Genomic DNA, 10,467 nt, shown 5'->3' with positions numbered 1-10,467 from the left:
GGCAACGAGAAGGTCGTGATCTGTCACGCGACGGGCTCGGCGACGAACCCGTACGTGCGGATCGAAGTGAACAAGAACGGTCTGAACGGTCACGGTGGTCACGCAGGTGACATCGTGAATCCTCCGAACGGGGTCTGCCCGACCGGTCCAGGCAACCCGGGCAACGGCAACGAGAAGGTCGTGATCTGTCACGCGACGGGCTCGGCGACGAACCCGTACGTGCGGATCGAAGTGAACAAGAACGGTCTGAACGGTCACGGTGATCACGCAGGTGACATCGTGAATCCTCCGAACGGGGTCTGCCCGACCGGTCCAGGCAACCCGGGTAACCCGGGTAACCCGGGCACGCCGGGTACGCCGGGTACGCCGGGTACGCCGGGTACGCCGGGTACGCCGGGTACGCCGGGTACGCCGGGTACGCCGGGTACGCCGGGTACGCCGGGTACGCCGGGTACGCCGGGAATGCCGGGCATGCCAGGTACCCCGGGTGCGCCGGGCATGCCAGGTGCCCCAGGCGTACAGGGTGCCCCGGGTAACACCGGTGGCGCAGTCGTCGGCACGAACATCAGTCGAGGAGCCGCTGTTGTCGGAGTTAGGGAAGGAGCTCCCAGCCAGCGCGGCCTTAACATCCAGTCCGCAGCTGTGGCCGAAACTCCTACCTCCTCTACTCAGTACTTCAGCCTCGTCGGACTCATGGCTGGCGGTCTGACCATAGCGGTGGCCGTCTTCGGTAGCCGTCGGGATTCGAAGCACAGGAGTTAGTTCCACCGAGTGGGTTCGCCTTCCGTAGGAGGGCCCGCGAACAGATCGATTGTGGGGGCACCGGCTACGCCAAGCCGGTGCCCCTGCAACCGTGAAAGGTCACGGTCAATGAATCTGGGTTCACGAAGCACTCGGACATCGGCTCATGCCGGACGTCCCAGACCTATTCGCAGAGGTGCGTCGCCCTTCTTCTCGGTCGTTGGACTTGCACTGCTGTTGGTCATCTCGCTTGACCAGCCGCCGTCCTCCCTCGCTCCGCACAGTGGAAGCAACGCGCCCGTTGAAGTCCGCGCCCCTGCGCTGACTCATCCCACACCGATGGGACCTGACGCCAGTCAGCCGACCTACCCACAAGACGGTGCTGCCTCGGGGAAAGCAATCGACGGCCAGGATGCAGGCGAGATCCAGGATCCCACCAGCCCTCCCGAATCAGACTCGGGTCCTGACGGTGCCACAACGTCTGCGGCTGGGCCGCTCGCCTCTGCTCCAATCAGGATCACCGTCGCCGCCGCAGGCATAGATGTTCCTGTCCTGCAACTCACTCCCACAGCTGACGATCTCGCAAGGCAGGCGATTGTCCCGCCCTATACGGACGACGGCTACTGGATCAGTTCCTACGGATCGCCAGGGGCCGGCTCCACCGATACGACCTACATCACCGGACACAGCTGGGAGGGGCGGGAAGCTCCGTTCGATCGCTTCAGCACTCATGCCTCTATTGGTGACGCCGTCACCATCACGACCGATCAGGGAGCGATGCCCTACGTCATCGACTCGATCACCACACATGACAAGAACACCCTGAGGCAAAGTGACATCTGGGCTGTCATGCCGAACCGGCTCGTCATCATCAGCTGTTACACGGAGGACCCCTGGGGTAAGAACGTGGTCATCACCGCTTCGCCCCGAACCTAGGCAAGCGGATCGGGTTCTGACCGATCAAGACCCGGTGGGAGCGTTGCTCCTACCGGGTCTTGCACTTGTGCTCGAGCAGCCGCACTTTTGGATCGTCGGGCTGCCAGGGACCCACGGCAGTAGAGCACCTGAGTAGTCACTACCTACCTCCACGGCGTTGGTACCTCCTCCGTCGCAATGCCTACTTCCCACGTACCCGTCGTCACCCCACTTCCGGAGGGTCCTACTCATTGTGCCCAGGAGCGCCCACGACTGGCAGGGGACTGGTGTGACATTGAAACAGGGAACGGTTGAAGCTTCGACTACTCCAGCTTCCCGCGAACTTTCGGGGCCTGCCCCACACACCACCGTCACGTGAACCAGGAGTCGAGCTGTGCTCGTAGCATTCATCCCTGCCTACAACGAGGCTGCGAGTATCGCAGCCACCATCGAGGCAGCCCTCGCGCAGACGCGGCCCGCGGACCGGCTGGTCGTTGTTCCCAACGGGTGCACCGACGACACGGCAGCCGTTGCGCGGAGGTATCCGGTCACCGTGATGGAGTTGCCGAAGCTGCGGCACCGCAAGTCGGAAGCCCTCAATACTGCCTGGCTCGCCTACGGTCAGGACGCGGACGTCGTGGTCTGCCTCGATGCTGACACCGAGCTTCCACCCAACGCTTTCGCGGATTGGGAACACGAGCTCGCCGCCGACGCCACCCTCGGAGGGTCCTCCTCGAAGTTCACCATGCAGGCACCGGACTTCCTGTCCCGACTTCAGAAGGCCGAGTTCGCAACGTGGACGGACACAAGCCTTCGCCGGGGTGAGACGTCGGTGCTTGCGGGAACGGGTTGCGGGATCAGCGGGCCCGCACTGCGAGCCGTCGCCGCGCGCGATGACCGCGTAGGCCCATGGTCGTACGACTCCGCCACGGAGGACTTCGAGCTCACCTACCGGATACGCGAGGCAGGCTACCGCTGCCACGTTTCCCCTACTGTCCGCGCCTACACGGACAGCATGAAGGACCTACGGTCCCTGTGGCAGCAGCGCATGAAGTGGCAGGTTGGCACGGTCGAGGACCTGCTCCGCATCGGCGTCAACAGGCTGACTCTGCGGGATTGGGGACAGCAGGCGATGGGGATGGTGAACGCCGGACTGAAGGCCCTTTGGGTGTCGGTCATCCTGGGTGCCGTCGCACTCGGCATGTTCAACCTCGTCTGGTACTGGCTCCTGCTGCCCGTCCTGTTCATCGCGCTGGACGTCAAAAGGGCACTCCGCATTCCTCACCGCGACAGGGTGGACCTGCTCATCGCGGCATCATTTTTCCCGAACGAGCTCTTCATGTGGCTGCGTGCGGGTTGGTTCGTCCGCTCCTGGGTGGACGTCCTCGTTTCAAAGATAACCAACAGGCGTGCCGACCGGTGGGCCAACCAATATGCGGCAGAAGGAGTTTGACATGTACGGTGCAAGCGAAACGACGGCGGGCGGGGCGGTCCTCGCGGCCACGGGTCTGGCTACAGGAAGCATGGTCCTTGCAGCGGTGGGGCTGCTCCTCGCCGGCCTCGCCATGATGGCGTTGCTCCGCCGCCCGGGTCAGCACCGTCCGTAGCATCTGACCCTGCGGAGCGCCGCGGCTGGTGGACATTAACCGGCCGCGGCGGCCCCTCCTCGGTTGACGATCATGGTGTCGCTGTCGTCCCCACGCCCGTGTTCGACATGGGAGCGCACCTATACCACCTGCGTTCGGCGCGCACTCCATGGATGAGCACGACATGTTCGTGGATCTGAGACCGGGGCGGCGTGAAAGCCCGATACATTGGGGCAATGGGAGAACAGCGTAAGGACGTCGACGCCGACGGAGAGATCTCGGCGACCGAATCGGCTCCCGAGGGATCGCCGGAGATCGCGGCCTCGGGTCCCCCGCCCAAGCCGAGGATGTCCGACCGTACTCCGGCACCGATCCACTCAATCCCGCCACCACCAGGGTCCCTGAAGGCAGCTCGACGTCTGCTGTCGGTGAGCTGCCTCATCGCGATAATCCTCGCCGTCGTCATCTTCCTGAACCGGGAGACCCACGGGGACAGGTTGCTGGCCTACGTCACCGACCGTGATCCGGGTCAGAGTACGGAGAACCTCAAGACGGTGGCAGCAATCCTGTTCTGGAGCAGCCTCAGTGCCCTTGTCGCCGTCGTCCTGGTTCAGTTTATTGTCCTGAACGCATTGATGCGGCAGCACGCGTCAGCGAGATGGTTCCTCGTGCTGTTGCTCATCCTGCACGCCGGCGCTATCTTGCTTGCGGTCGAGTTCCTGGTCCCCACAGGCACCGAAGGTCTGTACACCCTGCTGGCTCTTGGAGCGCAGATTCCGATCGCGGGACTCGGGCTCATCCTGGCGTTCTCGCCCGCGGTCGGAACGTGGCTTCATTCGCGGTCGTAAACGGGGAGCCTGCGTGCAGGCAGGAGTTCCTGCGATCGCAGCGCGTGCAGTACAGCTTCGCAACTGCGCACCACGACCTGGCATGCTTCAGCGGTTTCACGGTAGGTCAGAGGACTCTGTGCCAGGGAACGCCACCGTCGGAGGTAACCCATCGCGGTGTCGAGCAGAACCTCGGGCAGGGCGTCGTCGGGGGCACCGAGCCGGGCAGAGGGTTCCATACCGCGCCCGCCGATCAAGGCTTCAGCCTCTGCATTCAAGCCACTCGGCATGACCACCGCCTGACTTCTGAGGTCGGCCAGCAGCCGAAGCTCCCGGAACTCGTGATCGCTCGCCTCCAGGCGCTCGAGGGAGGATCTGATCGCGCTGGTTCCTGCACGAGGTCTCTGGCGAAGGAGTGTACCGATCCCCAGCAGCGCGGACCGCGCCTTCAAGTGATCCGCCCGGGCCTGGAACTGTGCGGACACGACGGCGAGCAGTTCGTCGAGTCCGCTGCGCCGTGTCAGCTGACGCGCCAGCGTGCTGGCGTCGGAACATCCCGCACGGATGAGGGCAGAAGCGAGGCGAACACCGAACAGCCCGAATCGGTTGAGCAGCTCAGCACGAATCTCAGGGTTTACGGCGAGGCGAGGGTCCGGCCTCAGGAAGCGGTCGGCGGACAAGAGGAGCCGTTCAAGCTCGCGTCGCTCCATGGACGACAGACTCTTCAGGGCCGAGTACTCGGACTGCCGTAGCGTGCGGGAGCTTTGCGCGAGAAGACCGGCAAGGGGAAGGATCTCGAGCGCAAGTTTGTGCACGACGCCCTCGCGGCGGTATCGGGCGGCTATGTTGCCGGCCGATAGAAGGGAGTCGATGCGGCCCGAGCCTATCTCGTCGGCACGGGACAGCACAGCCAATGCGTTGATGGTTGCCGACCGGCCGGCTGTGCTGTCCTTGAACGCCTCCAGGAAGTTGAGGTCGGAGGCGTGAAGGTGACGCATCATATAGATGATCGCGTCTGCTTCCGACGGTGCGTCGACGGGAGTAAGGAACCTCAGGGATCGCTGGGACACGTCCTCGGACAGGGACGCGATTCCGGGCGTGTCGATGATGGTGATGTCACGAAGCTGCCGTGAGGGCCAGTCCACCACCAGGCGCGCGATGTCCGCGGCGTCGCGGCCACCCGTATCCAGAACCAGGCGCCCGCCCACCCGACGGACGGGGAGCTCACGGGACGCGCCGTCGTGCAGGTGCACGGTTACTCTCGGGGTGGCCCCGTAGCGGTACCAGGTGACGATCCGCGTGCTTTCTCCAGCGTCCGTGGGAGCGATCTCCTCGCCGATGATCGCATTGATGAGGGTCGACTTGCCGGCCTTGATCATGCCGGCTACCGCAACCCGGAGCGGCTCCTCCAGCCGGCTGTGAAGGCCCTGCAGCAGGTCACGACCGACCGGGTCGTCCTCGTAGATCTCCAGTGCCTGGCGTACGAGGTCCGACGCCTGATCGAGGACCGATGCCATCAGACCGCGGTGGCCTTCGCGGGCGCCCTGGTCAGTGCCTGTGCCTGCTGGCGCAGCAGAGTCACCCGCTTGATCTCGGCGTTCATCGTGCGCACTCGTTGATCCCGCTCGACGGCGAGGGTAGCGGCGGACTTCTGGGCCGCGGTCACGGAATCACCGAGCGAACGGTGGTGCTCCTCCGCGATCTCGGTGAAGTGGTCCCGCGTGGAGCGCTGGACGAGTCGAAGACGGTCCTTCAGCTGCTTCCCGACCTGGAAGATCACGTCGTCGATCTGACGACGTACCAGGACCTTCGCCTCTCCCTGGCGCCGCTTGAGTCGGGCCTCCTTGTCCTCGGTGTAGGCCTTGCGGCCGAGGATGAGGCCCGCTCCGACGGAGAGCGGGTTGATCAGTGCCATGCCCACGATTCCGGTCAGCAGGCCGAACATCAGGACGCCGCCGTAGGAACCTCGCATTCCGATGAGCACCTTCTGGCCCGGGCCGATATGACCGGGATCGAGCGTGGGCATCTGCTCCACGGGATCGAGGACGTTCTCCGTGTCGTCGACGCGAAGCGCCGGCAGGGGGATGTGATCCTGCGCGAAATGTTCGGCTACCTGTTCAGCGAGCCACTGGGCCCTCTCATTGGTCCAGATGAAGGTTTCGGAAACGGCCGCCGACACGCGCTGCTCGAGCCACTCGGAGAACTGGTCCCACACTGCCCCCGGGTCGCCCTGATCGATCGCGGTCTCTGCCTCACGCTGGATGGCACGCATCCGCTCCCGCAGGTCGTGCTCCATGTCAGCTATGAGGTCGCTGGCTCCGTCGTTGAGCGTCACCTGCCAACGCGCCGACCTCTTCCGCAGTTCGTTCGCCTGCTCCTTCGCGGCCTCCAACCCTGCGATCATCTGCGGCGAATTGCCGGGGTCTTCGAGGGAGTTGAGTTCGGCTCGCAGGGAGAGCAGTAGGTGTCCCGTGGCGGCCAGCAGGTCCTGTTGAACGGATTTGCGCTGGACACGTTCTGCTTTTCCTAGGATCTCCCGGCGCAGGTAGTTCACCAGAGGGGGGAATCCCGACTCGATGTTCAGTTCCTTGTCCTGCAGACGCGCTGCGTGAAGCCGAAGGTCCGACGACACGGGGAACAGCGGGATCTTCGGATCGACCTGATCGAGGTGATGCCGGTCGAGTTCCTCGATCTGACGCCACTGCGGATACAGATCGGTCTTCGTCAGGACACAGGCCACGGTTGGTGCCACGCGCATGGCCTGCCGGAGGAAGCTGATCTCCGGCTCGGTGTACTCCTGGGACGCGTCGGACACCAGAATCATGGCGTCGGCTGTGGGCAACGCCGTCAGAGTAGCGAGGGAGTGGGCGGAATCGAGGCCGCCGACCCCTGGAGAATCGATGATCGACAAGCCGCCGCTGAGAAGCTGTCGCGGCAGGCGCACCTCAGCCGACGCGATCTTGCGTTCATTGCCTGGGTTTCCGTTCTCGGAGACGTAGCCGGCCAGCTCATCGAGTTTGACGGGAACACGCTTGATCTCCTCCTCACCCTCCGCGCCGTTGCTCGTGAGGGTGATGATGCTCGCTGATGCCGGACTTCCGTGGCGTACGACCGTCGGAACGGACGTAGCGATGTCATCGTCGACGGGACACACGGCGGCATTGACGAGCGCGTTGATGAGTTTGCTCTTGCCCTGTTTGAATTCCCCCACCACGATGACGCGGACGTTCGGGTCGAGCAGGCGCTTGCGGGTCTGCTCCAGCCGCGCGCGGAGGTCCTCCCGCTCGCCCGCAGTCGTCAGCGCAATGCCTTCCTCCACCAGCTTGACCAGCTCGGTCATACAACTCCCCCTCGAATTACCGTAAGTGTGCCACGTGCAGGAGGCCCGAACACGGTGTCCGGGCCTCCTACTTATGCTGTTGTGTTACACAGGGCTACTGCTTAGAGAGCAGGATCCTCTACGAGGACGGGCAGTTCGGCTACGACGTCCAGGTCGACGTCGCCGATGATGCCGCCCTCGGCGACATCTCCGACGTCGACGAGGTCGCCACCGACGAGGTCGAGGTCGACGTCTCCGACCTCGACGACGTCGCCACCGACGATGTCGCCGACCGTGATGTCATCGATCAGGTCGCCACCGACGACCGGGCCCTCGACGAGGTCTCCGCCGACGACGTCTCCGACTACTACATCGACGTCTCCGACATCGATGAGGTCGCCGCCGACGTTGTCGCCGCCAACGTTGTCGCCACCGACGATGTCACCGATCTCGACATCTCCGACGTTGACGATATCGCCACCGGCCTGGTCGCCACCGACCTGGTCGCCACCGACGATGTCGCCGATCTCGACATCGACATCAAGCTCGTTGTCGACGACATTGTCGTCGCCGACGACGTTGTCGTCGCCCGTGACGTTCTCGTCGCCGATGATGACGTCACCGTCGGTGCCGACGATGTTGTCGTCACCGTCGACGTCGTCGTTGTCCTCGTTGCCGACAGCGTTGCCGTCGCCGACGACGACGGTTCCTCCACCAGCACCACCGATGACGTTGTCGTCGCCGTCGACGTCGTCGTTGTCCTCATTGAAGGATCCATCGATGTCGACGTCGAGCTCGACGTCGTTGTCCTCGTTGAAGGATCCGTCGATGTCGATGTCACCGACGGTGACGTTCGTCGAGTTGTCCACCGACTCGTCGAGCGCAACGCTCCCGCCGGCAGCGATGGAGTCGTCACCGGATGCGACAACAGCGTCGTTGTCGAACACCTGGGTGACGTCGCCGTCAGCCCAGATGTTCTGGTTCACCGACTGGTCGGTGATGGTGTCGCGGTCATCCGTGTGGGAGGTGTAGGTGTAGTTGTTCACGATGCTGTGCAGCTGTGCAACGGCGTGACCGTGGTCGTCATCGTGGTGCACGGGAGCAACGTGAACCGGTGCCACGTGTGCGGCCGGAGCGGCGGCGACGGGAGCCCAGGTGTTGCCCGCGAAGTTGCCCGTCGCGTTGCCACCGGTGTTGTACTCGCGGTCGAAGGAGGAGCTGACCGTGATCGGTGCGTAATCGACGACGACGGGCAGGACAGCCTCGACGTCATCCCAGCACACGCCGCCCAGGCCGGCATCTTCCAGAGCCTGCTCCGGGTCCTCCAGGAAGTCAGCAGCAGCTTCCGGATCGTTGAAGAGGTTCATCAGGAAGTCAAGAAGTGAAGAAGCGAGTGTAGCCATGATTTGATCCCTCGATCTGAAGAGTGTGTGAAGGTGATCCCGCCCGGTGTCGCTGCCGGGCTTGAATCAAACGTATGGCTCACGTCACCCACCGGGCATCGGGGGTAAACCCCCTACCTGGAAGCGGTCCGCTAGGGATTTCAGTGCCGACCACATTAGGGGGTTAGGGGTTTTCCTGCCCCCGTTAGGTAGTCACTTCTCGTGAGCATTGCCGTCATTTCAGAAGGATCCCTCCGTGCTGGTTCCGCTCAGAGCCTCTGGTCCTCCGCCGGCTTCGGCAGTTCAAACCCCTACAGGCCGATCAGGTATGTCAGGGCTTGGACGTGCAGGAGGCCCGGACGGAATGTCCGGGCCTCCTACTTATGCTGTTGTGTTACGGAGCTACTGCTTAGAGAGCAGGATCCTCTACGAGGACGGGCAGTTCGGCTACGACGTCCAGGTCGACGTCGCCGATGATGCCGCCGTCGGCGACATCTCCAACGTCGACGAGGTCGCCACCGACGAGGTCGAGGTCAACGTCTCCGACCTCGATGACGTCGCCACCGACGATGTCGCCGACCTCGACGTCCTCGATCAGGTCGCCACCGACGACCGGGCCCTCAACGAGGTCTCCGCCGACGATGTCGCCGACCTCTACGTCGACGTCTCCGACATCGATGAGGTCGCCACCGACGTTGTCGCCGCCGACGTTGTCGCCACCGACGATGTCACCGACCGTGACATCTCCGACGTCGATGATGTCGCCACCGGCCTGGTCGCCACCAACCTGGTCGCCACCGACGATGTCACCAACCTCGACATCGATCTCGGTGTCGTTGCCGACGATGTTGCCGTCGCCAACGACATTGTCGTCACCCGTGACGTTCTCGTCGCCGATGATGACGTCACCCTCGGTACCGACGATGTTGCCGTCGCCGTCAACGCCATCGTTGTCCTCGTTGCCGACAGCGTTGTCGTCACCGACGACGATCGCTCCGCTGCCACTGCCACCGACGACGTTGTCGTCGCCGTCGACGCCATCGTTGTCCTCGTTGTACGAGTCGTCGATGTCGACGTCGATGTCGGTGTCATTGTCCTCGTTGAAGGAGTCATCGATCTCGATGTCGCCGACGGTGATGTTGGTCGAGTTGTCCTCGGACTCGTCGATCTCGACGTCGTCGCCGGCGGCGATGGCGCCGTCGCCGGATGCGACAACAGCGTCGTTGTCGAACAGCTGGGTGACGTCGCCGTTGGCCCAGATGTTCTGGTTCACCGACTGGTCGGTGATGGTGTCGCGGTCATCCGTGGTGGAGGTGTAGGTGTAGTTGTTCACGATGCTGTGCAGCTGTGCAACAGCGTGACCGTGGTCGTCGTGTCCGTGGTCGTCATCGTGGTGGACGTGAGCGGGTGCCACGTGTGCGGCCGGAGCGGCGGCAACGGGAGCCCAGGTGTTGCCCGCGAAGTTGCCCGTGGCGTTGCCACCGGTGTTGTACTCGCGGTCGAAGGAGGAGCTGACCGTGATCGGTGCGTAGTCGACGACGACGGGCAGGACAGCCTCGACGTCATCCCAGCACACGCCGCCCAAGCCGGCATCTTCCAGAGCCTGCTCCGGGTCCTCCAGGAAGTCAGCAGCGGCTTCCGGATCGTTGAAGAGGTTCATCAGGAAGTCAAGAAGTGAAGAAGCGAGTGTAGCCATG

At 63.8% G+C, this 10,467-nt stretch carries 9 protein-coding genes; 5 read left to right on the top strand and 4 right to left on the bottom strand.

All coding sequences use genetic code 11. From position 1 onward, the window contains the following. The 5 genes from CXQ96_RS18620 to CXQ96_RS09630 form a co-directional block, all read left to right on the top strand. A partial coding sequence (locus tag CXQ96_RS18620) for a hypothetical protein (protein ID WP_219816120.1) occupies positions 1–762 on the top strand: 762 nt, incomplete at its 5' end. 318 nt (positions 763–1,080) lie between these two features. Continuing rightward, the gene (locus tag CXQ96_RS09640) at positions 1,081–1,677 is read left to right on the top strand and encodes a class F sortase (RefSeq protein ID WP_104117826.1); all 597 of its coding nucleotides are present in this window, start codon (positions 1,081–1,083) and stop codon (positions 1,675–1,677) included. Between the two features lie 373 nt (positions 1,678–2,050). After that, complete coding sequence (locus CXQ96_RS09635) at positions 2,051–3,109, top strand: glycosyltransferase family 2 protein (protein WP_104117825.1); 1,059 nt, start codon at positions 2,051–2,053, stop codon at positions 3,107–3,109. Position 3,110: 1 nt separating this feature from the next. Beyond that, complete coding sequence (locus CXQ96_RS18045) at positions 3,111–3,263, top strand: LPXTG cell wall anchor domain-containing protein (RefSeq protein WP_146070846.1); 153 nt, start codon at positions 3,111–3,113, stop codon at positions 3,261–3,263. Between the two features lie 215 nt (positions 3,264–3,478). After that, positions 3,479–4,090 (top strand): hypothetical protein, encoded by a 612-nt coding sequence (locus tag CXQ96_RS09630; RefSeq protein WP_104117824.1) that lies wholly within the window; start codon positions 3,479–3,481, stop codon positions 4,088–4,090. Here the strand turns inward: CXQ96_RS09630 and CXQ96_RS09625 are convergent. From CXQ96_RS09625 to CXQ96_RS09610, 4 genes are all read right to left on the bottom strand, one after another. After that, the gene (locus CXQ96_RS09625) at positions 4,075–5,586 is read right to left on the bottom strand and encodes a dynamin family protein (RefSeq protein WP_258059006.1); all 1,512 of its coding nucleotides are present in this window, start codon (positions 5,584–5,586) and stop codon (positions 4,075–4,077) included. The genes CXQ96_RS09630 and CXQ96_RS09625 overlap by 16 nt on opposite strands. Next, entirely contained in the window at positions 5,586–7,409 is a 1,824-nt protein-coding gene (locus CXQ96_RS09620) for a dynamin family protein (protein ID WP_104117822.1), read from the bottom strand. Before CXQ96_RS09620 ends, CXQ96_RS09625 begins: the two co-directional genes overlap by 1 nt. A gap of 101 nt (positions 7,410–7,510) precedes the next feature. Next, positions 7,511–8,791, bottom strand: a complete 1,281-nt coding sequence (locus CXQ96_RS18400) for an IniB N-terminal domain-containing protein (protein WP_181036415.1) — start codon at positions 8,789–8,791, stop codon at positions 7,511–7,513. A gap of 388 nt (positions 8,792–9,179) precedes the next feature. Beyond that, positions 9,180–10,466, bottom strand: coding sequence for an IniB N-terminal domain-containing protein (locus CXQ96_RS09610; protein ID WP_181036414.1), 1,287 nt, complete (start codon positions 10,464–10,466; stop codon positions 9,180–9,182). Position 10,467: the final 1 nt, after the last annotated feature.

This window comes from Arthrobacter sp. B1805 (genome assembly GCF_002929745.1).
In the GTDB taxonomy this organism is placed as follows: Bacteria; Actinomycetota; Actinomycetes; order Actinomycetales; family Micrococcaceae; genus Arthrobacter_D.
Note: the sequence above shows the minus strand (reverse complement) of the source record. Positions and strands in the feature narration are given on the sequence as shown.

Coding starts and splice junctions, on each gene's coding strand:
- CXQ96_RS09640 (WP_104117826.1), top strand. CDS start 1,081: ATGGGACCTGACGCCAGTCAGCCGACCTACCCACAAGACGGTGCTGCC.
- CXQ96_RS18045 (WP_146070846.1), top strand. CDS start 3,111: ATGTACGGTGCAAGCGAAACGACGGCGGGCGGGGCGGTCCTCGCGGCC.
- CXQ96_RS09630 (WP_104117824.1), top strand. CDS start 3,479: ATGGGAGAACAGCGTAAGGACGTCGACGCCGACGGAGAGATCTCGGCG.
- CXQ96_RS09625 (WP_258059006.1), bottom strand. CDS start 5,586: ATGGCATCGGTCCTCGATCAGGCGTCGGACCTCGTACGCCAGGCACTG.
- CXQ96_RS09620 (WP_104117822.1), bottom strand. CDS start 7,409: ATGACCGAGCTGGTCAAGCTGGTGGAGGAAGGCATTGCGCTGACGACT.
- CXQ96_RS18400 (WP_181036415.1), bottom strand. CDS start 8,791: ATGGCTACACTCGCTTCTTCACTTCTTGACTTCCTGATGAACCTCTTC.
- CXQ96_RS09610 (WP_181036414.1), bottom strand. CDS start 10,466: ATGGCTACACTCGCTTCTTCACTTCTTGACTTCCTGATGAACCTCTTC.